Consider the following 22,964-nt stretch of genomic DNA (forward strand, 5'->3'; position numbering starts at 1 on the left):
TTGGCAAGAGGCGTCGCCCCTTCCTCACCCGTGATCGTGATCGCCCCCACAATCACCACCGCCGCGATCGCATTGGTCAGCGACATCAGCGGCGAGTGCAGCAGCGGCGACACCTTCTTGATCAGCTGAAAACCAAGAAAAGCCGCCAAAATGAAGACGAACAGATAATCTGCATTCAATGCGTTCACTGACTTATCCCCCTGTTGTCAGGCAGCCGCTGCCTGAACGAAGCGCGGGTGAACAATTTCGCCATGGCGGGTCAGCGTCACCGCTTCGATCAGCGCGTCATCGGTGGGCATCGCCAACCTTCTTTCCGACTTGTCCCAATAGGCTTCGATGAAATTGTAGCAGTTGCGAGCGAACAGGTTCGATGCGTCCACGGCGACCTGCGAAGGCCCGTCGACAAGCCCGATGATCTTGACCCCGTGACGCATCACCATTTCCCCGGCGATGGCCCCCTCCACATTCCCGCCGCTTTCGGCTGCCAGATCGACGACCACGCTGCCGGGCTTCATGCTCGCAATCTGCGCATCGCTGATCAGACGGGGGGCCGGCCTGCCGGGAATGAGTGCGGTCGTGATGACCATATCCTGTTGCGCGATGTGCCCGCTGACCAGCGCGGCCTGCCGCTGCCGATAGGCTTCGCTCATTTCTCCGGCGTAGCCGCCCACCGCCGCGGTAAGCTGGTCGCCATCCTGGATTTCTTCAAATATGGGTTTGGCGCCCAAAGACATGATCTGCTCGCGCGTTTCAGGGCGAACGTCGGTGGCGGAGACAACCGCGCCCAGCCGGCGGGCCGTGGCAATTGCCTGAAGACCTGCGACGCCCACGCCCATGACGAACGCCTTGGCAGCGGCGATCGAGCCTGCTGCCGTGGTCATCATCGGCAGGCAGCGATTAAGTTCGGTCGTGGCCCGTGCAACGGCATGATACCCGGCAAGATTTGCTTGGCTGGACAGTATATCCATGGCCTGGGCGCGCGTCGTACGCGGGAGCAGTTCGAGCGCCATCGCCTCCACCCCCAGTTCGGCATAGGCCGCCATCCGCGCCGGATCAGCGAAAGGCGCCAAGCCGCCTATCAGCTTCGTTCCCTTACGGACCCCCATAAGATCAGCTGGAACTGGCGGGCGTACCGTGACCAGAACATCAGCCTGCGCCAGCGCTTCCTTGCGATCCACGATCGAGGCACCCTGCGCAGCATAGGCTTCATCCAAAAAGCCTGCCGCAGAACCTGCGCCGCTCTCGACCACTGTCGATAGGCCAAGCTTTGTGTATCGCGCGACGATCGAGGGAGTGATGGCTGTGCGATGCTCACCAGCCACCTGGTTGGCCAGGACGGAAATCTTTACCATCGATCCTCTCTCTGCGTCAGTCAGATCGCAATGCTCACCGCAACTGATATTTGGCTAATGCGGAGGCGGTTGTCCTTTGGCCTCAGGGGCCGCATTTAATAATGCCTTTTACCTGACATTTGTCAATTATTAATAACATCAGCCCCTTCAGAGCGGCACTCGTAGGGCAGGCGCAATCGCAGGGTCGGCGCCTGCCCCCCAATCCTCAAAGCGAGATGCCGCCGTCCACGCAGGTGATCTGCCCCGTGACGTAGGACGCCTGCTCGGACGAAAGATAGAGCACCATGCTGGCAAGCTCCTCGCCCCGGCCAGGCCGATTGCCGAGACGAATGCGGCTGGTCATCCATTCCAGCGCTTCCGCACCCGCTTCGCCGCCGGTCATCGCGCGGCCTGGATCATCCAGCGCAGCTTCCGTCTTGTCGATCGCGCCCATGCCGAAGTTGAACCAGCCGAGGCGAACGACGTTCGCGCGCACGCCGTAGACCGCCTCTTCCGCCGCCAGATAGAGCGCCATGCTTTCCAGACCTGCCTTGGGCACTGCGGATTGGCCGTCACGATCGAAGCGGCGGGCGTTGCCAAAGCTGGTGCAAATGGTGATCACACCCTTGTGCGCACGCATCTGTTCCTTCGTGGCGCTGATCACGTTGAAGAAGCCGAATAGCTCTGTCTTGACGAGGAATTCCATGAAGCCCGGCTTCACGTCAGCCAATTGCAATGTATTGTCCCACATCGGACCGGACGCGTAGATCACCGTGTGGATATGCCCGAAGCGTTCCACTACTTCGCCGACGCATTTTTCCACGGCCTGCAAGTCGGTAATGTCCAGCTTGCTGGCCGCCGCTGTCACGCCTTCACCTGCCAGTTCATCCACGAGCGCATTCGCCTTGGTTTCGTTACTGTTATAGGTGAAAGCGATGCTGGCGCCAGTCTTCGCGAAAGCACGGACGATTGCCGAGCCAGCGCCGCCGGTTCCGCCGATGATGAACACGGCACCTTCACGACGTACCGTCAGATTGTAGCTCATTTCCTTCCTCTCCATAATATGGCTGCAATTGCCCGATCGCCGACATACGCATGTCAGCGCCCGGAGTGCTGAGAGCTTAACTGACGATTGTCGTTCATTTAGTCAATCACCAAAGCGTGAGCCGGAGCCCGGAATGGATATTCTCACCGCCCCATCCGGGCGGTCCACGCATTTATGAATTTGACGAATGTGGGCACATCCTTTACCAGACAAATGTCGGTTGCTTAAAAAGTAACGGCGGAGGAGCAGAGCATGAGCCGCTCCGGGTAGAGGGTGAATGACCATCAACAGGCCACCGAAAGCGCTGCATAGCCTTAGCCCTGCTGACTTCAGGGCAAGGAATGGTGCAGGTTTTCGCGCCTGCGACATGTTTCCGGGCCAGTTGAAGCCGACACGATCCAAAGCCATCGGCCATGATCAGATCACTCGCGCGACCACCCTCAACATCGAATCAATGAACTGACAAATGTCTTTTAAGGAAACGACGATATGAGTGATTTTATCTTCACACCCGCCCTCGCCATCACGCAGATCGCTTTCGTGGTGCCAGACGCTATCGAAGCCGCCCGCGCTCATTCCCGCCGCTATGGGTCAGGGCCGTTCTGGGCAGTCGAACATTATCCGCTTCACGTGCACCGCTATCGCGGCAAGGAAAGCGTCATAGATGTCACCTCCGTCTATGGTCAGTGGGGCAATATCACGGCCGAATTCGTGCAGCAGCATGACGACGAACCGTCCGCCTATCGCGATCTCGTGAAGAAGGGCGAGTCACGCATCCACCATTTCGCGATGTTTGTCGACGATCTCGACAAGCGGATCGCTCAATATGAGGCTGAGGGCTGCGAGGCTGCTCTTTATGGCGAAACCTTCCCCAATCGGCTGGGCCGCTACGCCATCATGGACACGTCAAAGCAACTTGGCGTGATGACCGAACTTTACGAGGAAGAAGGCACTCGCCCCTTCTACGACCATTTGAAGAAATCCGCCGAAGGCTTTGATGGGACGGATCCGATCCGCCGGATGCAGTTCACCGACATCTAAGCTGATGTGGAGCCGCCCCGGCATGTAAGGCGGGGCGGCTTTTCCATGCCCAAGGAGATGTAGGCAAGCCGCCGTCAGACCTGCATCCGTTGTGCCCGACAGCCTATGGGCTCAGTCGGGCTGTAGTCATGGCTTGCTGTTAGGCGCTTCCAAAGATCCGCACGCCGCTATCATGCAATCAGCAGCGAAAAGGGAGGGTCGCTCATGCGCCCTCCCTTGCCTGTTGCCGTATTGTTTCAGACGAAAGCATGGGCTCCGCCCCACGCTACGTTATCTCGTCAACTGCTCAAATGCGCCGTCGCGCGCGCAGCGATCTCGCCGAGTTCGGACAGGATTGGGTTACGACGGAGCGTAAGCCCGCCATTCACTTGAAGATTCTGGCCGGTCATGAAACATTCATCCGATGCAAGCCACACGACGGCAGCCGCAATGTCTTCGCGCGTCCCCAGGCGTCCAAGCGGATATTCTTTTGCGAATGCATCGATCAGCTCTTTCACGCTGAAGCTGTCGCCCGCCATCGGCGTTTCAGTCAGGCCGGGCGAAATGGAGTTCGCCCGGATGCCGCGCGCGCCATATTCGTTAGCCACGGTGCGGATTACATGATCGATCCCGGCCTTCGTGCCCATATAGGCCGCATGATTTTCGAGCATGATGGTGGCGGTGGCGGAAGAAATTTGGATGATCGATCCACCCTGCCCCATCACCCGCAACATTGCCTGAATGAAGAAGAAGGGTCCCTTGAACTGGATGCCCATGATCTTGTCGAGGTCGGTCTCGGTCGTTTCATGGGTTGGCTTCATCAAGCCCCAGCCAGTGGCATTGACGCCGATGTCCAGCTTGCCATAGGTCTTGACGGCGAAGTCTGCGGCGGCATCTACATCGGCCTTGCTGGTGATGTCCATCAATATGTAGTTGCCGCCGATCTGCTCTGCGATAGCACGCATCGGCTCTTCGTGCCGGCCCGTCACGACGACCTTGCAGCCCTCCTGCGCCAAGCGTTCGGCGATTTTCTGACCCATATTGGCAGGTCCTGCCGCTCCGGCGACGAGCGCCACCTTTCCCTCAAGCCTCATCTGAACAACTCCTACATTTCAATTCTTGGTGGCAGCTTGCCCTTTTGGATCAGAAGCGAGCAGTCAGCGACGCGCCCCACTGACGGCCAATCGACGGATTGGCGAAATCAATGAAAGTGCCTACCGCGTCGCCGGACGTATACCCATCATATGTCGTGTTGTTGGTGACGTTCTTCACGAAGCCAGCCACTTCTATCGTCGTCGCGCCGGTGATGGGCAGCTCATAACGGATGCCAAGATCGATTTTCGTAACCGGCGGAATGGAACCACGGGGATCGTTCAGCACGTCGGTCTCATAGCGACTGGTGTGGAAAATCGCCGCGTTTAACCCCACAGTGCCCGGCCCGGCGGCAAAGCTGTAGTCCGATATGGCGCCTGCCGTCCATTTCGGAACACGCCGCAGCTTGAGGCCGCTCAAGTCTCTCGTCCCTTGACCCAGGTCGCCCACGAAGTCCTTATATTTTGCGTCCAAATATCCAAGCGACCCCGTGATCGTCCAACCGCGCATCGGCGCCACGACCAGCTCTGCTTCAAAGCCCTTATACTGCGCCTCGGCCACGTTCAGGGTCGTAGCGACATTAGTCGTACCCACAACCTGGAGGACATTTTCCTGCTTGTCATCCAGCGTATTGTGGAAGGCCGAAAGATTGAGCCGAACACGCTTGTTGAAGAGTTCGGTCTTCAGGCCGACCTCATAAGCCTGCATCGTTTCCGGCTCATAAGCCTGAACAGCGGTAACAAGATTGCCGGGACGTCCATTGAAGCCGCCGGTGTTGTAGCCCTTGCTATACTGCGCATAGGCAAGGATATCGGGCGTGAACTTATATTGCAGATTGACCTTCGGCGTGAATTTCTTGAACTTCGCCCGGCCTGTGACCTGGCCGACCAAAGGACCGATCGCGTCATTGTCACGCGTGGTTGAGAAGACCGGCGCCCAAAGGCTGTAATCCGTCGTCTTCCTGTCCCAGGTCTGACGCCCGCCGACGGTCAGGCGCAACTGATCGGTGATATCGTAATCAGCCTGGAAGAACAGCGCGAAGGTCTTGTTGGTCTGGAAAGTGCGATAACGATTCAAGGAGTTGAGGAACGCCACGCCGGGCGGCGTCGAGAATGTCGGCATACCGTTGGTTAGGATGACGTTCCCGTCGACATCCGTGTCCGGCAAGACTGCCGCATCCAGCGATGGGTTTTGCTTTTCGATGTACCGGTAGTTCATATAGAATGCGCCCGCCACGATGTTGAACGGGCCTGAGAAAGACGTCGCAAAGCGCGCTTCCTGCGAGAACTGCTTCGCGTCGACTGACGCCTTATCGCGGAACAGGGCGAAACGCGTCGCATCAAAATCACTGGTCTGACGTTCGTGGAATTCCCGATATCCCGTGAGCGAAGTGAACTTCACTTCGTCGGTCAGGTCATAGGAGATTTCGCCAGTACCGGCAGTCAGGCGCAAAGAAGCGGGCAACTGAGTGGTTTCAACTTCATTCTTCCCCTTGTCGAAATCACTCAACGGGCGGCAGACGATTTGCGTCGCCGGGTTGAGACAGGTAGAATTCATCCCGCCTAAATAGCCTGGAACGGAATAGGCGATCAGATCAGGAACAGGCGTGGCGACGTAAGGCGGAATGGCGCTGTCATTTTCCAACCGGTCGAACGATACATATATATTGAGCCGATCTGTCGGCGTTGCGACCGCGGCCAGCGTATATTGACGCACGTCGCGATCACCTTCGCGTCCGCCATCCACGATGTTACGGAACTGACCATTGTCCTTGCGCACGGATATGGCGGCCTTGACCGCAAGTATATCCCTGACGACTGGCGCCATGATATAGCCTTCATAATCATTCTGGCCAAAGCTGCCGATCGTGAAGCGCGCCTTTCCAGTCGTATCCGCGGAGGGGTCCGGACGCAGGCGTATGACATTGATGGAACCGCCTGTCGTATTCTTGCCGTTCAAAACGCCTTGCGGACCGCGCAGCACTTCCACCCGCTGCACATCGAAGGCATCTATCAAGGCGCCACGCTGAAAGGCGATGGGAATGCCGTCCAGGGTAATTCCGATGCCTGGTTCAACGCTGGGCAGGACGTCCTGAATGGAAATGCCACGCAAGCTGATCTGCGGAACGTCAACGGCTGCGCCCGAACGTGTGACGGTCATGCCCGGCACCAGGCCGCGCAGTCCCGTCAGGCCATCGACGCGGGCCTTTTGAAGCGTGTCATTGCTGAATGCCGAAACGGAAACAGGCACATTTTGCAGGGGTTCGGCGCGCTTTTGCGCCGTCACGATGATATCGGAGAGCCCGCCAGATTGCTGCTGATTAGCAGCGGTGGCATCCGGTGTTTGCTGCGGTTCTGCGGCCCATGCCGCCTGACCGCTTCCCATCGCAGCTGCCATCGCTATCGCCGACGAAAATGCCAAGCCTCGCATCATGTCCTCCCCATCCAACGCTGTTTCTTGATCACATGTGGCGGCGATCCTTGCCGGATACTCTTGTCGCTACACAAGTGTGCTAGCTAACTGCTTTTGAGCGGACGGTCAACAGGCAAGCGCCCGCAACGAGCCGTAGCCGCGTTTTTATATGACAAGTGACGGCTACTTTTCGGTTTCAGAGCCAGGAATAGTAGGAAACGCGATATTTTTGCCGGACCTTGCGCGCGCCACGGCGACTCGGCTGTTCGTTTTCGATGCATCACGTCGGCGCTTGTATATCGGACGGTCGTCATTTATTGTCGTATCGTGCGGTGGCAGAATATCGCGGCCAAGATCGTAAGGAGTGGAAACCAGATGAGCGTTTATCTTCAGGCAACGTTGGAACTCGATTATGAGACGCTTCCAGTCTTCTTGAATATAGTTCCCGAGATGAAGCGTATTGCCGAAGGCACGGGATGGGAGATGATTGCTGGGCTAGTTACCAAGATCGGTCGGGCCAATACTGTGATCCATCTTTGGAAATTGCCGGACATGAACGCATTCGATGCCGGAATACAAGCGATGGCGAGCGCACCTGAAGGTGGCAAAATATATCAGGAAATCTGCCGCAGCGGCGCGAAGGAGACGTTGATCTTCGCCGATGCGGCCCCCTATTCCCCAGCACATTGAGCAGAAATGAAAGGCGGGAGGCTTAACGCTTCCCGCCTTTATCACGATTCTGCGCCCCGGCAGCGATAAAGCATAGCCGCTGCTTACAGCTGATCCAGTTCCGCCATTATATCTTGCGGCAGGACTGTCATGCAGGCTTGCGCATTGGCATGAACCTGTTCGGGCTTCGTCGCTCCAGCGATTACCGATGAAACGAAGGGCTTGGCAGCGAGCCAGCCGAGCGCCAGCTTCGTCATCGGGACGTTTGATTTGCGAGAGATTTCTGCGAGGCGACTAACCTTCTCGAACCTTTCGGGCGTCAGGAACTTGTCGAAGAAGGGTATCTTCTTGAGCGTTTCCAGACGACCCGAACTGTCGTCACCGCCGAGATATTTGCCAGTCAGAAGCCCGTTGGCGAGGGGGAAGTAAGGTAAAAACCCGACTCCATGGTCGATCATCAAGGGCGCGAGCTCCTGTTCAATGTCACGCGCCAGCAAACTATATTCCGATTGGCAGGAAATAAACGCTGCACGATGCCTGGTGCCGGCAGCTTCCAGTGCTTCAGCCAGTTGCGCGGCGCTGTGGTTCGCGCAGCCGACATAGCGCACCTTTCCCTCCTGAATGAGCTGATCGAATGCGCCCAGCGTTTCCCCGATCGGAACAGCCGGATCGGGATAATGCAGCTGGTAGAGATCGACATAATCGGTGCCCAGGTTGGCCAGGCTCTCTTCCAATGCCTGTCGCACATAGGCAGGAGCGGCGCCCTGCTTATCGTCGCCGTCGCCAACCTTGTCGCCCACCTTGGTAGCGATGATCACGGAATCCCGGCGGCCCTTGAATGCTTCGGCCAGGATGCGTTCCGATTCCCCCGGCGGGAAGCCGTAGTTGTTCGCCGTGTCGAAGAAATTGATTCCGGCGTTGAGCGCAGCAGAGATCACTTCGAGGGATTTTTCCTTGTCCAGGAACCAGCCGAAATTGTTGCAGCCAAGACCGGCAACAGAGACCTTCAGGTCGGATTTCCCGAGATTGCGCTTTTCCATGTCGAGAATATCCCCTTTCAAGGTTGGCCGTATATGTACCGGATGGGATCTGAGCCGTCCCACCCTTCGGCGGCATCCCTCACCATTTTGTAAAAGTCGCTGACAACAGCTTCTTCATAAAATTCGGTCAGCATGCCGAACTCCTTGCGGGTGTCCATCATCGCATAAGGGCTGGGCTTGGAGTCTCCGAGCGGTGACACGACGGAATAGAGGATGTTATCAAAGCCCTTAGTTTCATAATCCTTGATCGCCCCGTGGATGTCATCGACGAACACCGTCATATGGTGCACGCCGGGCCCGCCCGTGGGATAAAGTTCCCGGTAGGCCGACGGCGTGTCACAATGCTGCTCCACCAATTCGACCATCACGTCGCCCCATTGGCCGACGACACCTGTCGTATCGAGATCGATCTCCTTGCCCCGATAGGTTTGCAGGTCATGGGGAAGATGCGCGAGCACAAAGAAGGGGCCGGACCCGAAGCGGGCCATATGCCGTTGCGCCCATTCGATCGCGTCCGGTACAACGAATGCGATCTGCCGCACCTTCTTGAGTTGGCCTGAAACAGGGTCCAGGAACATCGAGCCTCTCCTTGTTTTCAAATCGGCAATCGTTGGTTCGCCGCTAGAGGGGCGACGCACGCTGCTTTTCGCCAGCTACCCACGAAATCCGTCACGCCATAGGCGCTGCGGGCGCGGGCGCCCGCAGACCATTCGTCATTCGGCGGCAATAGACATTTCATTTTCGGCGATCAGTTGATCGATGCGATCGTGATAGTGGGCGATCCGCTTTTCCTGCCCGGCCAATTCGGCGCCGTTCCATCCGCGCGAATGCATGCCGCGCTGTTGCGCCTCCATGATGCCCGCATCACCATCTAGTGTGATGCCAAGGCTCCCCTCGCCGAAGTTACGCCATTCGCGTTCTACAGGCGCGCGCGCGGTGTCGGCCACGCCACCCGCCGACGTCAGCATCTTGGTGAAGAAATCCTCCGTGCCCGTCGCATAGAACCACGTGTCGAAGGTGCATTTTTCCGGGTCCGTCGGGTGCGGCCAGGCGCGCAGGAACAGCATACCGTCCGAAAAACAGGTCAGCGTCAGATTGGGGAAGATCGAATAAAGGAAGGTGTCGGTCAGTTGCGCATCTTCCATCCGGTCGTAATGGCTATGGCCGCGCTCAACGCCCAGTTTGCGCTTCTGCGCGATGATCGCCTCACGGATCGCCAGCGGCTTGTCTCTAAAATCCTCTGGATTCAACTCCCAGGTCTTGAGGTCCTGAATCAGATAGTCGTCGATCGCCAGCTTGCCGTCCGGCAGATAGCGCGAGGGCTGGCTGCCCGGCGTTACAAGGCGCGCATGACCGTTCTTCAACGTTTCGATGATCGCGGTCACATAATAGGGTTCGTTCACATACAGCCCTTCAGGATGGGCCGTCGGGATGTGGTATGTTTCGCGGAAATTGTCTGAAATGATCTTCCAGTTACAGGGCATCCGCACAGAAATGGCCTGTGTGCAGTGCATCAGTTCGAAGGGATAGCGCGCTAAGGGCTCGTAGAGTTCACCCAGATACTCTTTGAGAGGCATTGGGTTGGCATCCATGTTTACCCAGACGAAGCTGGCAAAGGTCTCGCTGTTCAGTTCAGCGAGCCGCTTGCGCCCGCACGGCGATCCGGCGCTGAAATCCTCGGGGTCTTGCGCGCTCAGGCACTCGCCTTCCAGCGACCATTTCCAGCTGTGATAAGCGCAGGTGAAGGACGGCATCGACCCTTCCGCCACCGACACCAGCTTGTTCCCACGATGCTGGCAGACATTGTAGAAGGCTTTGATGCCGCCGTCTTCCTGGCGCACCACCAGGATCGACTCCGCGCCGACCTCTTCCACCAGGAAGTCGCCCGGCTCAGGGATCTGATCTTCACGGCAAACCACGAGCCAGCTCTTGGTCCAGACCGCATCCCATTCCCGCGCCGCGAAATCGCGGTCGAAATAGCGCCAACCCTGAAGTTTTGAAGAACGCCCGGCTCCCGCCTCGGCGACCAGATTTTCCGTCATATCCATCTCCTGTCGATTCAATCCAGGCGCATCCCGGCGCGCTGATCCTGTTTCCAATCGTCCAGTCATATCTGGCGACCCGCATCACACTCTTAAGGTGATGGGCGGCCCGATCCCAGACGATCATGCATAACGGACAATTGTCCGTCAATAGTAGAGTAATTGTATCGGCCGGGGCCTACGTCCCGCTGACGCAGACCCCTCCTTCAACTTGCTGACGGTTTGTCCACCGCCTGGGCAATCTTCATCGCCAGATCTTCAGCAACTGGTTTCAGCATCGGACCCAGCAACAGGTTTAGGACTGGACCGGTGGCGCCGCCCGCCTGGACGTTCAGCCTGAAGGTGATCTGTGTATTCGAACTGCCCGCCTCCGCCACCGGCTTCACCGTCTGCACGTCGGCACTGTTCGTCACACGCCGCAGCAACCAGCGGGATAGTCGCTCCCACAAAAGGCTCAGCCAGCCGCTCGATGGAGGCGTCGCAGAGCCGGTGGAAGCTGGCGCGGCATCGGGCACGCCGCCGCCGAGGTCGGTCGCGAGAAATTCACCCGAACCTGTGACAGGCTCCTGCAAGCCCTCCATGACGAAAGTAACCCGGCTAGGCTCGTTCCATTCCGTGACCTGTACCTTGAATTCCGCGCTGCGGGTCAAACCGCCCAGCTCGCCCTTCACCACCCAGATGGACTCGTCGCGGTTGATCTTCTCATGCCGCTGATAGCCTGTCAGAAATGGCGCCCAATTGTCCATGTCCTCCACGAAATTCCAGACCTGAGGCAGGGAGGCGGCGACCGTTGTAGTATGTTCGACTTCAGGCAATCTCGCCTCCTCTTCAGAATCTGTTGACGCTGGACGCTGCCTCGCGCCCCGCGATGTGGCCGAAGACGAGGCCCGGTCCGATCGTCGCCCCGGCGCCTGGATAGGCCATGCCGGTGAACCCTCCGGAAACATTGCCCGCTGCATATAGGCCGGGAATCCGACCGCCCCTGACATTCACAACCTCGGATCTGGCGTTGATCTTCGGCCCCCCCTTGGTGCCGAGGACCCCGGAATAGACACGGCAGGCGTAGAAAGGAGCCTGATCGACCGGGCCCAATGACTGGAGCGCCCCTTCGCGGGACGGGTCGCCATAATGACGATCATATTTGCTCTGCCCCCGGTGGAAATCGGGGTCCTCCCCACGCGCCACATTCGCGTTGAAACGCGTGACCGTGTCTTCAAGGCCATCAGGATCGACGCCGATTTTCTCCGCCAATTGGCGCAGCGATGGTGCGGATTCAAGCCACGCGGGAATGGGATCCCCGGGATAGCGCGTGCCGAAGGGATATTTGTCGAGGAAGCTCCCATCGAGGATGATCCAGGCGGGGAGGTTTGGATAATCGAACGCCACGGGATCGAAATTGCGGAAGGCGCGGCCCACATCGTTATAATTATGGGCTTCATTGACGAAGCGCTTTCCCGCGCGGTTAACCATGATCGAACCGGGGGAAGCCCTTTCGCCGACAACCATGCGGTTGAGCTGCTGCCCTTCATATTCATCCCCGGGAATGCGGATCATCGGCATCCACCAGGCTTCATGGGTGTTGGCCATGCTCGCCTGGGCTTCCGCTGCCATGATAAGGCCGTCGCCTTCGTTGTAAGGCGGGCTGAGCGGACCTTCGATAGAACCGGCCATGAGATCGGTCGCCATGTCCTTGTTCCACTCAAAGCCACCACTCGCGAGGATGACGGCACGGCGCGCGCCGATCCTGACCATGCGGCCATCCTGCTCGACCTCGATCCCCACGATCGCGCCATCCTCGATCACGAGGCGGCGGCCACGCGCGTTCCGGCGAAACTCGACACCCTTGTCTACTGCGCCCTTGATGAGCCCAGCCATCAGCGCCATGCCGGTCCCTACCATGCCCTTGGCAAGCCGGTCGCCGATCACCTCCGGATCCAGCATATTGGTTCCGTCATCGATATCAGTCATCGCGACGGGCAGCGGGAAACAAGGCGCCGAACGTAGGTGAGCGCGCAGTTCCCCCAATTCTCCCGCAGGGAACAGGCCGGGACTTACGGAGCGGCCGAAGGTGCCGCCGGGATGTTCAGGGTGATAGTCTGGAGTCTTCAGAGCCCGGAACGCCAGCTGCGTCTCCTCCTCAAGGAAACGCAGCACACCCGGCGCTTCATCGACATAGGTTTCGGCGAGTTCGACGTCCATTTTGCCGAGCGAAAGGCTGCGCAGATAGGTAAGAGCCTGCTCGCGCGAATCTGTGGTCCCCACTTCATGCATATGGTGATTGTTGGGAATCCACGGCACCCCGCCCGACACGGCGCTCGTCCCACCCAGTTTGTCGCTGCGCTCCAGCACCAGGGTCTGACAGCCGCGATGCTGCGCAGCGATCGCCGCCGACACGCCCGCCGCGCCGGAACCCATGACCACCACGTCGAAAACCTCATCCCATGCAGCCATTATAGCTCTCCAGTCGTTCGCGGTCCGCGCCGCGTCCTTTGTCGTTCATATGTGTTACGCATGGCTGCGTTCCCGGATCAGGTCCGCGGCCTTTTCGCCGATCATTATGGCGGGCATGTTCGTGTTTCCGCCCACCAGCGTCGGCATCACCGACGTGTCGGCAACCCTGAGGCCGCCAATGCCCCTGACACGCAGACGAGCATCAACGACGCTGTCATCGTCCGATCCCATCTTGCAGGTGCCGGCGGTGTGGTAATCCGCGTTCGCATTGGCGCGGATGAAGGCATCGATCTCATTGTCAGTCTGCACCGACGGGCCAGGTGACAGTTCATCGCCACGATAGGGATCGAAAGCGGCCTGGCCGAAAATCCGGCGGCACATTTTGATGCCGTTGCGGAAATCGACCATGTCGCGAGCGTCGCTCAGGTAACGGTGATCCACAACCGGAGCCGCCTGCGGGTCGGGTGACGCGAGCGTTACCTGCCCGCGACTGTGGGGCCGAACCACACAGACATGCGCCATGAAGCCATGCCGGGGCATCAGGCCGGTCAATTCGTCGTTCATCAGGGCGAGCACAAGCGAGAGCTTTATGTCCGGTTCAGTGACGTTGGGCTGCGACCGAATATAGGCAACCGCCTCCATACCCGTGCTGGCGAGCGGCCCCTTGCGCAGAACCAGATATTGGCCAAGTGCTAGCGCGCCTTTGAGCGGGCTGACATATTGATAATGGGACACAGACTGCGTGACCGCCTGCTTCACATAAAGGGAAAGATGGTCCTGAAGGTTCTGACCCACGCCTGGCAGATTGGACACTGGGTTTATGCCAAGCTGCGACAATGTCGAAGCGTCACCGATGCCAGACAGCATCAGGAGCTGGGGCGAATTGATGCCGCCGCCGCAGAGGATCACCTCACCATCTGCCCGAAGATCCAAATCCTGACCTTTTTCCCGGACGCGGACACCCACGGCGCGGCCGTTCTCGACCAGTATTTTGAGCACATGCGCGCCCAACCGCACGTCCAGGTTTGAGCGCGACCGGAACGGCTTTATGTAGGCCGTCGCCGCGCTCCACCGACGTCCTGCGCTGACGAACATATCGACGGGACCCGCACCCTCGCGAGCCGCCCCGTTCGTGTCGTCATTATAGGGATAGCCGGCCTGTTCGCAGGCTTGCAGAAACGCCTTGGCGAGCGGGTTGTGAACACCCGGACGGCTGATCCTGACCGGCCCGGAATGACCGTGCAACAGAGCGTCTCCGCCGGGTTCGTAATTTTCAGCCCGCTTGAAATAGGGCAGCACATCCGCATAGGACCAACCGCTGTTGCCCAGTGCAGCCCACCGGTCATAATCACTCGGCGTGCCGCGATCGTAGATCATTCCGTTGATGGAGCTGCCCCCGCCGAGAACCTTGCCCCGAGGCAAGAACAATATACGGTCGTTCAATTCCGTCTGGGGCGCACTTGTATAATTCCAGCTATGCTTTCCCGACATCAGGAGCGGCATCAGCCCGCCGGGAGCGTGGATGAAGGGGTCACGGTCAGCACCACCCGCCTCCAGCAGGATGACCTTGCGCCGACTGTCTTCCGACAGGCGGTGGGCAAGCGCGCAGCCTGCCGCCCCAGCGCCCACAATAATATAATCCGCGTTCAATGCCCACACTCCACCATCAAGACCCGACCGTCGGGAACGGGATTCCCGCTGCAATGGCTCACCGGCGCGCGTTGGCCTGAACGCAAAAGACCCTGCAACAATCCTACTCCCGCTAGGCGCGTAGTCCGCACCTGTTATCTATCGGCACCCTTCGGCATCCTGCACCTGTTTATGCGACTGCTGTCACGTGGCGCAATGGCCGCCTTCGCAAATATCTCAACCCACCTCCGCTGGCACCGCAACCTCGACTTGGCCATCCACGACACGTGTTTGGAACGTTCGCAGCGGCTTGTCCGTAAGCTGCCCCTTGGGATTGCCGGTTCGCAGATCGAAGGGCATGCCGTGTTCAGGACATAGCACCATGCAGCGTCTGATGCGCCCAGTGGCCAGAGAAAAGGCACGATGCGTGCATTCATTCTGCACGCAAAAAAACTCTCCATCCGCATTACACAGCAGAAGGTCCAAGCCGTTCACGCTGATCGGCTTGCTGCTGTTGTTCGGCAGGTCGGCCGCCGCCGCGACCGGAAGGAAATCGGCGTTCATGCTATGATCAAGCCTCCATCAACCACCAATTTTTGGCATGAGCCATATGACGCCGTTAAGATGGCAGGAACAGCGATATGAGCGACATCCTTCGGCCGACATAGCAGAGCTGATGCCGTAAGCACGACGACGGCGAGATCGTCCGCAGCTATGGCCTACCCTTGGCGCTTGTGCCAACGCACCTCTCCTCATAGCTTGTTTCCGTGCGGCCGGAATCCAGCTCACATTGTTCAAAGACAGACAAATGTCACATACCATCATCTATCGCCGCAGCCATGGCCTGTAAAGCGATATCGTGCGCTAGGATACTATTTTTTGCCACGTGACAATTGGCAGGTTTGGCGGGACTGCGCTTACTTGAAACTTCACCCCTCTATGCTATGGTTGAGCGATGACAAAACAGGGACTGGCGCCGCGTAAAGCCAAAGCGGAAAAAAATGCGACGAAGATCAAACCGCATAGTTTGAGAACGGATTCGGAGCCAAACACCCTTCAAACCCTTCAAAGTGAATTGCTTTCCGAACGGGAGAAGCTGGGGCAGCGCGCGCCCGGCAGAGCCCGTGTCGACCGGATCATTGAGGCAACGATAGAGTTGCTCAAAGAGCATAAGCCGGCCGACATCTCCATTGCGATGATCGCCGACCACGGCGGTATCACCCGCACATCAATCTACTCCCACTTCGCCAGCGTTGATGAGATATTGGGCCAGATTGCAATTCGGTTCGTCCAGCAGACGGGCGTTGAAGTGGAGCGCTATGTGCGGCGACGCAAGCCGCAGAGCCTGGAACAACTGGTCACGTTGATGATCAAGGGCATCCAGAACTATTTCAACCAGCCCAATCCAGCGAAGCCGGGCGCACTGGCGCGTCACATTCCATTTGAATCGCGTCATCTGGTGCGTGATTTCGACAAGGTTGCAGCTCTGCCCTACCACACTTTGTGGCACACGGGATGGTCGATCGAACCACTGTCGGAAGAAGACCCGTTTCGGACACTGGTGATCATCCAGTCGGCAATTTTCGAAGCCAGTATACAGCAGCATGGTAAGATCACGGATCTAGCGGTGAAGCAGGCGACAGAAGTCGCGCTGGATTTCTTGGCGCGTGCCGAGGCGCGTTACGGCGCAGCGCCGGAAGAAGCCACGGCCACGGAAAGCAGGCAGGAAGACAGGATAATGGCGGCCGCGAGAACCCTGGCCGCACATGACGACCCCGCTATGCTCGAAATGGCAACGGCTCAGATCGAATTGCTGGCGTCTACGGTAACAAAATTGGCAGCGAAGCCCGCGCCAAAGCGCCGCAAGAAAGTTTGACCGGAACGGCATCGACACAGCGCAAGTGCCGTTTCTCTGGTTGACCGCAGTCGGCGAAACTACTCAACGGGCGAGAATGGCACTGGGAATGGCTGTCGCTGACGAGTCGTCTGCCACCCACGTCAACCCACCATTTAGAGCGGAATCCGTCCGGGAGCCGCACTGAACCAGCGATCATATGCTGACGCAACAGGCGAGTACTCTAAGCTCGCGCGCCCATTGTCCTAGTTTTCTGATGCCCGAAAGGTGCCAATTCGGTCCGGCGATTGCTAGCTTGGTCCTGTGGCCTATTATCGAACTTTCCATAATCACCGGATTGCGTTCTCATGCATCTGTGGCCGTCCAAGGATGAGCCACCGGTAATCAGATTAGTCGCGCGGCAAAGGACGCGACAATGGAGGGGATAGCATGCGGACCTTTACAGGCTCTTCGCTGTTGGCGCTCAGTTTGAGCGCGATTGGGACTGGTAATGCTCTGGCGCAATCTTCAGGCGGTGCGGCGCAGTCTTCCGCCGCAGAACTGGCGGACATCATCGTCACTGCTCAGAAGCGAGCAGTGCCATTGCAGGATGTGCCGGTCGCAGTGACGGCTTTCACTGGCGAGACGATGCGGGCGTCCAACCTTGATGCCCTGACCGGCCTGCGCGGCATGGTGCCCGGCATGACGATTTCACGATCCGGCGCAGCCCTCAACACGCCCCAGATCAGCCTTCGCGGCATCTCACTCCAGGACCCGAACCGCGCCGTCGAATCCGGCATCGGCTTTACGATCGACGGTATTCCGCTGGCGTTTCAGCGCGGCACGCTGCTTGATGCCTTCGATATCGAACGTTTGGAAATCTTGCGTGGCCCACAGGGCCTTCTGTTCGGTCGCAATACGACGGGCGGGACGGTGAACGTCATTCGTTCTCGCCCTGATCCAGACGCGCCCGTCAGCGGCAAACTGCGCGCGACGGTGGGCAGTTTCGGACGAACGGATTTTGAAGGCGTCGTGATGGCGCCGATCATTCCCGGCCTGTTGGCGGTAAAGGGCGCGATCGCGATCAAGAAGCATAAGGGTGAGTTCCGCAACAGCATCACGGGCGATCGCGAAGGCAAACGCGATATGCGGGATTATATGCTGTCGCTAGTGGCAACTCCGTCCGACCGGACCAGCATCTATCTGTCACTAGAACGGATGGAAGATGACAGTGAGGTGCCGCCCTACGTCCCTCTCCTCACTCCGGATCTTATTCCGCTGACCGGTCCCAAGCTGCTCACGCCCAATGGCTTGGGCACGCTGGGTTACCCAACTTACGTTTCAGGGCGCAATATCCAGTGCCTCAATCCCGCAACCTCAATCGTATGCAGGCCGCTTAGCAAAAAGCGCAATGACGTAGAGACATCGCAGTTCCCGGCTTATTACAATCTGAGCGCGATGACATTGGAAGTCGCTCACGAACTGGATGGCGTCAAGCTGGTCAGCCTTTCAGGCTATCGTGAAGACGAAGAAGACCAGCTTGGCGATTTCGACGCGACCCGCTTTGCAATCCAGCGGAACGACAAGCGGGAAAGCTCTTGGCAGTTTTCCCAGGAGTTACGCGCGGAAACGCAGTTCGACGGTCCGATCAACTTCGTGGCGGGCGCATTCTTCATCGAATATGCATTCACCGCGCGGCAATTCCCTTCCGTCGATCTAGCCGGATTGTCGGCGACGACCCCGCCGGGCACAGCCTTCTACAACTCGCTCAACGCCTACCGCATCCATCAGAAGAGCCGTTCCTTCGCGTTGTTCTTTCAGGGCGATTGGGACATCACTGATAAGCTGCGCCTGACGGCAGGCGCACGGCAGACGTGGGATCGCAAACAGACTAACTTCACGCTCTGGGGACGCATCCTTCAGCCGATCCGCGACCAGTTCGTGCTCGGCCCGCAACAAGGCCCGGTGAACGCTTCGGTCAAGTTCGACCAACTGACGCCGCGCATCGGATTGCAATATGATGTAAAGCCCGACCTCCTCGTCTACGCCAACTGGAGCCGCGGCTATAATGCTGGCGGGTTTAACGGCCGAGCAGGAAGCATCGTTAACGCCGTCATTCCCTATCGCCCCGAAATCATGGATGCCTATGAGGTCGGTTTCAAGAGCGAGTGGTTTAACCACCGCGTCCGCCTCAACGTCGCCGCGTTCCACAACACGCTGAAGGACAAGCAGGAAGATGTCCTCACAATTGCGCCTGGGGGAGCCGTTGTGACCGCGACCGTGAATGCCGCGAAGGCGCGGTACAAGGGCGTGGAGGCTGAACTCGCGATCGTACCCATTTCCGGATGGACAATCACGGGATCGGCCGGTTACCTGGACGCGAAATATCTTAGCTTCGTCGGAAATCTTGCCGGACAGGGTCTTGCCGACCTCTCCGGCCTCAAGCTTCGCCGGACCCCCAAATGGACCGCTGGGCTGATATCCGACTATGCGTTTGACCTTGGAGCCGGCCGAGCGGGACTTAATGCCGCACTCTACTACACCTCGCGCTATGAAACGAGTGTACTCAATGATCCACGCGGGTCCATTCCCCCGGTGACAAAAATCGACCTTGCCATGCGCTACGAGTTCCCGGTGCATGACAAGTTAAAGATGACGCTGACCGGTTTCGTCAAGAATGTGACAAACAACACCATTTATGACGGGTTCACGTCCAGCAACACCATCGGATCCTTCATTGACTTTGCGATCCCGTCGGTAGGCCGGACGTGGGGCGCATCCCTGGCGGCAGACTTCTGATGGCGGCCCACGATTTCTTTCACGGCAGTGACAAGATGGCGCTGCTCCAGAATTGCTGGGTTGTACCCGACTTGGATGCTGCGATGGAGCAGTGGCTATCAATGGGGGTGGGGCCATTTTTTCGGCGCGATGCCGATTATCCCGAAGCCCTTTATCGTGGAAAACCAGAGCCGCTCGCCTTCAAGGCTGCGCTGGCCCAAGCCGGTCCGGTTCAAATTGAATTGATCCAACAGACCAGCAAAGGTGCATCCGCCTATCGCGACATGGTTCCTGAAGGTCAGAGCGGCTTTCATCACATGTGCCGGATAGTTCAAAGCGTCGAAGAAGAAATCGAGCGTTTGCGAGCGCGAGGCATAGAGATGGCAAGCGAGTTCCGCTCGGTCGGCGGAGCGAAGGTTGCCTATGCCGACACCCGCAGCGAGCTAGGTTGCATGCTGGAATTGGTGCCTGCAGAGCCAGTGTTGATCAACCTGTTCCGTGACGTGGCCGAAGCCGCACGAAACTGGGACGGAACCGATCCCATCCGCATGCTGAAGCTCAAGAATGGCGGGGACTTGGAAATGGGAGCACCACAGTGAAGACAGAGGCAGCCAAGACGCTGGACGAGGTCACATTCGCGACGGCGGTGGACGTTGTAGTCGCTGGGCTGGGAGGTGCTGGCGCCTCTGCAGCGATTGCCGCCGCCGAAGCGGGAGCCGACGTTCTGGTCATAGAAAGGACGTCCGGCGGAGGGGGGTCTACCGCCATGTCGGGCGGCTTCATCTACCTGGGCGGCGGCACGCCTCCGCAAAAGGCCAATGGCTTCGCCGACACGCCAGAGAATATGGCCCGGTTCCTGAGGGCCACGCAACCGAAGGCCGCAGCAGACAAGATCGAGGCTTATTGTAAGGGCAGCGTCGGCCATTATGACTGGCTTATGTCGCTGGGCGTCACGTTCAACGAACGCTATTTCGACGGCAAGCATTTCCATCCCCATAGCGATGAAACGCTGGTGTGGACTGGCAGCGAAGCCTGCTGGCCTCTGTCTGAAGCGGCTGAGCCTATGCCTCGGGGGCACAAGCCGGGTGGCGGATTTGTTGGGCATCTTCTGTTCGACCGGTTGCTTCAGCGCCTCAATGAACTCAAGGTACGCGTGATCTACGATGCGGCAGTTAACGCGCTCGTCCGTGACGATGCGGGCGCGGTCGTCGGCATCCAGTATCGACAGGAAGGCCGAAACGTCGCAGTGGCGGCGCGCAAGGGCGTGGTGCTCGCCACCGGCGGCAGCGAATGGAACCGGGAGCTTGGCCTTGCCCATGGATCGAAGGGCGTGCGCGACGGCATCTCACCTCTGGGCGTCCCTACCGCCGACGGGTCAGGCATCGCCCTAGGCCAGAGCATGGGTGCGGCAACCATGGCGCTCGACCAGAGCATGGTGACGTCGCCCTTCTATCCGCCAGCCAGCCTGGTAAAAGGTATATTGGTGAACAGTCTGGGCCGCCGGTTCGTAGCCGAGGATGTCTATCACGCTTGGTCCACAGACGCGATTTTGAACCAGCCCGACGGCAAAGCCTATCTTATCTGCGACAATGTCAATTTCGGGCGGCCAGAGCTTGGCGACATCCGATCCGAGCGCAAGCATGAGGTCGTCGATGCTTGGGACAATATCCCGGAAATGGAGGCCGATCTTGGAATGCCTGAGGGCGCGCTGGTGGAGACGATCGGCAATTACAATCGCTATGCCACAACCGGATATGACGAGGAATTCCGCAAGAACCCCAAATGGCTCGCGCCCATTTCGGAAATACCCTTCGCGGCAATCGATTGTTCAGTAGGATCGGCCTATTTCTGCTGCATTAGCTTGGGCGGCATCGATACTGACGTTGACGGTCGGGCATTGAAGGCCGATGGCACGCCTGTCCCCGGCCTTTACGCAGTCGGTCAGGTTGCCCCCAACCTTTCGGTCGAAGGCTGGGGCTACGCGAGCGGTCTGTTGATCGGCGGCGCGACCTTTTTCGGGCGCAGGGCAGGCAAGGCTGCCGCCGCTGAACCCGTCCGCCTCGCTCTCGATCCCGGCTCGGAGCGCCCGGAATTTCCAGCCGACGCCGCCCGATAACGCGACAGCGATCGGCCGTCTCCAAACATACGCCTATCATTTCAGGAGCAATTCATGACATCCAACCCAACGGCCAATCTCTACGATAGATTGGAAGAAGATCCCTGGCGTTTCCTGAAACTGAGCCAGGAAGAATTGTTCGACCTGGATTATACTGAGGTCGAAAAGATTCAGCTCGCCCTCTTCCAGCGGCGGTTCCGGGATTTGAAACCCAAATTACGCGCTCTCCAGCGCCTGGCCGAGGAAGTCGGATTAGAAGAAATCAGCGGGTTCGATGACCTCACGCGTCTAGCGATGCCGCACACAATGTTCAAATCCTATTCCGCGCTGGACGTGCAGAAAGCACGGTTCGACAAGCTGACTCGCTGGCTTCAGGCGCTTACTACGCACGATCTGTCGAGCGCTCATGCCGAACACTGCGAGTCGATCGAACAATGGTTGCTGGAAGTCGAGCGTTCGACGCCGCTGCGTCCTGTCACTTCATCAGGAACGAGCGGAAAAATTTCGCTATTCCCGCTCAGTACGGTCGAAGAAAAACTTTTCATCGACAAGAACACCTATATCGTCGAGCCATATCATGACGAGCCGGGTATTTACGCGAAGAGCGGTGAATATGTTTTCGTCTGTCCGTGGCCTTCCCGCTACGGCCGCCATAACATCCCCCTCATCATGCGTGTCTTGAAGGAAAATTGCTACGGCGGCCGGGAAGACATGTTCATCACGCTGGACGATGGCACGCTGACCGCTGACGAAATGTGGCTGAACGGACGACTGCAACGGGCACAGGCGCTTGGCGAGGAACTGGAGCTGAGCCCTGCCGAGCAGGCAATCGCCAAGGCGCTCGCAACCCGCGCGTCCAATGCGGATGAACGGTGGACCCGCTTCATCGAAAATGCCGTGATTGGCCTGAAAGGCCAGAAGGTCATGTTCTACGGAGCGCTCATGAACCTCTACCTCATGGCTGAGGCCTGCCGGAAGATGGACATCTTCGTTGAATGGCATCCCGATTCCATGATCATGACCGGCGGCGGAGCCAAGGGGTTCAGCTTCCCTGAAGGGTGGCGCGATGTCGTCGCGGAACGGTTCCCACATCATGTGCCGGGGCGCGTCAAAGAAGTCTATGGCATGACCGAATCCAGCTCGACTGCGGTCTGCTGCCCCCATGACAAACTGCATCCCCTGCCTTGGGGCATCACTCACCTGATGGACCCGGCAACCGGCCAATCGCTGCCGCGCACAGGCACACAGACAGGACGCATGGTCGTGTTCGACCCCATGCCGACCACCTTCTGGGCCGGAGTCATCACTGGCGATCAGGTGACGGTACATTTCGACGGCGGATGCGCATGCGGGCGCAAGGGTCCGTTCATGGATAATGACATCACCCGCATTTCGGAGCTGAATGGCGGCGACGACAAAATCGTATGTGCCCGCACACCGCAGGCATTCCAGAGCCTAGAAGATTTCCTGGCCAAGGCGTCCTGACCCAATCTGTCTCGGAGTAT

Annotated in this window: 20 protein-coding genes; 8 read left to right on the forward strand and 12 right to left on the reverse strand. The window is 58.6% G+C overall.

What is annotated here, in order from left to right; translation table 11 throughout:
* From MU848_RS00305 to MU848_RS00315, 3 genes are all read right to left on the reverse strand, one after another.
* On the reverse strand, positions 1-188 hold a 188-nt coding region (locus tag MU848_RS00305), incomplete at its 3' end, for a proton-translocating transhydrogenase family protein (RefSeq protein WP_247229381.1).
* 18 nt (positions 189-206) lie between these two features.
* Complete coding sequence (locus MU848_RS00310; RefSeq protein ID WP_247229439.1) at positions 207-1,352, reverse strand: NAD(P) transhydrogenase subunit alpha; 1,146 nt, start codon at positions 1,350-1,352, stop codon at positions 207-209.
* Between the two features lie 205 nt (positions 1,353-1,557).
* A complete protein-coding gene (locus tag MU848_RS00315) occupies positions 1,558-2,376 on the reverse strand; it encodes an SDR family NAD(P)-dependent oxidoreductase (RefSeq protein WP_201516584.1) in 819 nt (272 codons plus the stop codon).
* Positions 2,377-2,653: 277 nt separating this feature from the next.
* On the opposite strand from MU848_RS00315, the gene MU848_RS00320 reads away from it, so the two are divergent.
* Positions 2,654-2,839 carry a hypothetical protein gene (locus tag MU848_RS00320; protein ID WP_201516585.1) on the forward strand — a complete coding sequence of 62 codons (186 nt, stop codon included), beginning with the start codon at positions 2,654-2,656 and terminating at the stop codon, positions 2,837-2,839.
* A gap of 26 nt (positions 2,840-2,865) precedes the next feature.
* Positions 2,866-3,417 (forward strand): VOC family protein, encoded by a 552-nt coding sequence (locus MU848_RS00325; RefSeq protein ID WP_201516586.1) that lies wholly within the window; start codon positions 2,866-2,868, stop codon positions 3,415-3,417.
* Positions 3,418-3,695: 278 nt separating this feature from the next.
* Here the strand turns inward: MU848_RS00325 and MU848_RS00330 are convergent, their stop codons facing one another.
* The gene (locus tag MU848_RS00330) at positions 3,696-4,490 is read right to left on the reverse strand and encodes an SDR family oxidoreductase (protein WP_247229441.1); all 795 of its coding nucleotides are present in this window, start codon (positions 4,488-4,490) and stop codon (positions 3,696-3,698) included.
* A gap of 49 nt (positions 4,491-4,539) precedes the next feature.
* Positions 4,540-6,885, reverse strand: a complete 2,346-nt coding sequence (locus MU848_RS00335; protein WP_247229443.1) for a TonB-dependent receptor — start codon at positions 6,883-6,885, stop codon at positions 4,540-4,542.
* 390 nt (positions 6,886-7,275) lie between these two features.
* Here MU848_RS00335 and MU848_RS00340 point away from each other — a divergent pair, with 390 nt between their 5' ends.
* The gene (locus MU848_RS00340) at positions 7,276-7,590 is read left to right on the forward strand and encodes an NIPSNAP family protein (protein ID WP_247229445.1); all 315 of its coding nucleotides are present in this window, start codon (positions 7,276-7,278) and stop codon (positions 7,588-7,590) included.
* 83 nt (positions 7,591-7,673) lie between these two features.
* Here MU848_RS00340 and MU848_RS00345 read toward each other — a convergent pair whose 3' ends face one another.
* The 7 genes from MU848_RS00345 to MU848_RS00375 form a co-directional block, all read right to left on the reverse strand.
* Complete coding sequence (locus MU848_RS00345; RefSeq protein WP_247229447.1) at positions 7,674-8,609, reverse strand: aldo/keto reductase; 936 nt, start codon at positions 8,607-8,609, stop codon at positions 7,674-7,676.
* Between the two features lie 17 nt (positions 8,610-8,626).
* Positions 8,627-9,187: a VOC family protein gene (locus MU848_RS00350; protein WP_247229449.1), complete on the reverse strand. Its 561-nt coding sequence runs from the start codon at positions 9,185-9,187 to the stop codon at positions 8,627-8,629.
* A 135-nt stretch (positions 9,188-9,322) separates the two neighbouring features.
* Positions 9,323-10,651, reverse strand: coding sequence for an aromatic ring-hydroxylating oxygenase subunit alpha (locus MU848_RS00355; RefSeq protein ID WP_201516592.1), 1,329 nt, complete (start codon positions 10,649-10,651; stop codon positions 9,323-9,325).
* A gap of 206 nt (positions 10,652-10,857) precedes the next feature.
* On the reverse strand, positions 10,858-11,466 hold the full coding sequence (locus tag MU848_RS00360) for a CoxG family protein (protein WP_201516593.1): 609 nt from the start codon (positions 11,464-11,466) through the stop codon (positions 10,858-10,860).
* A 13-nt stretch (positions 11,467-11,479) separates the two neighbouring features.
* Complete coding sequence (locus MU848_RS00365; RefSeq protein ID WP_247229451.1) at positions 11,480-13,102, reverse strand: FAD-dependent oxidoreductase; 1,623 nt, start codon at positions 13,100-13,102, stop codon at positions 11,480-11,482.
* Between the two features lie 54 nt (positions 13,103-13,156).
* Entirely contained in the window at positions 13,157-14,761 is a 1,605-nt protein-coding gene (locus MU848_RS00370; protein ID WP_380799898.1) for a GMC family oxidoreductase, read from the reverse strand.
* A gap of 207 nt (positions 14,762-14,968) precedes the next feature.
* A complete protein-coding gene (locus MU848_RS00375) occupies positions 14,969-15,295 on the reverse strand; it encodes a Rieske (2Fe-2S) protein (RefSeq protein WP_247229453.1) in 327 nt (108 codons plus the stop codon).
* A gap of 391 nt (positions 15,296-15,686) precedes the next feature.
* On the opposite strand from MU848_RS00375, the gene MU848_RS00380 reads away from it, so the two are divergent.
* The 5 genes from MU848_RS00380 to MU848_RS00400 all read left to right on the forward strand — a co-directional run bounded on the left by MU848_RS00380 (position 15,687) and on the right by MU848_RS00400 (position 22,944).
* On the forward strand, positions 15,687-16,607 hold the full coding sequence (locus MU848_RS00380; protein WP_247229455.1) for a TetR/AcrR family transcriptional regulator: 921 nt from the start codon (positions 15,687-15,689) through the stop codon (positions 16,605-16,607).
* Between the two features lie 408 nt (positions 16,608-17,015).
* Complete coding sequence (locus tag MU848_RS00385) at positions 17,016-19,364, forward strand: TonB-dependent receptor (protein ID WP_247229457.1); 2,349 nt, start codon at positions 17,016-17,018, stop codon at positions 19,362-19,364.
* A 35-nt stretch (positions 19,365-19,399) separates the two neighbouring features.
* Positions 19,400-19,942, forward strand: a complete 543-nt coding sequence (locus MU848_RS00390) for a VOC family protein (protein ID WP_247229459.1) — start codon at positions 19,400-19,402, stop codon at positions 19,940-19,942.
* On the forward strand, positions 19,939-21,459 hold the full coding sequence (locus tag MU848_RS00395) for an FAD-dependent oxidoreductase (protein WP_247229461.1): 1,521 nt from the start codon (positions 19,939-19,941) through the stop codon (positions 21,457-21,459). The genes MU848_RS00390 and MU848_RS00395 overlap by 4 nt, the downstream gene beginning before the upstream one ends.
* Before the next feature lie 54 nt (positions 21,460-21,513).
* On the forward strand, positions 21,514-22,944 hold the full coding sequence (locus MU848_RS00400; protein WP_201516601.1) for a hypothetical protein: 1,431 nt from the start codon (positions 21,514-21,516) through the stop codon (positions 22,942-22,944).
* The last annotated feature ends 20 nt before the right edge of the window (positions 22,945-22,964 follow it).

Origin of the sequence: Sphingobium agri, from assembly GCF_023051225.1 — a bacterium.
In the GTDB taxonomy this organism is placed as follows: domain Bacteria; phylum Pseudomonadota; class Alphaproteobacteria; order Sphingomonadales; family Sphingomonadaceae; genus Sphingobium; species Sphingobium agri.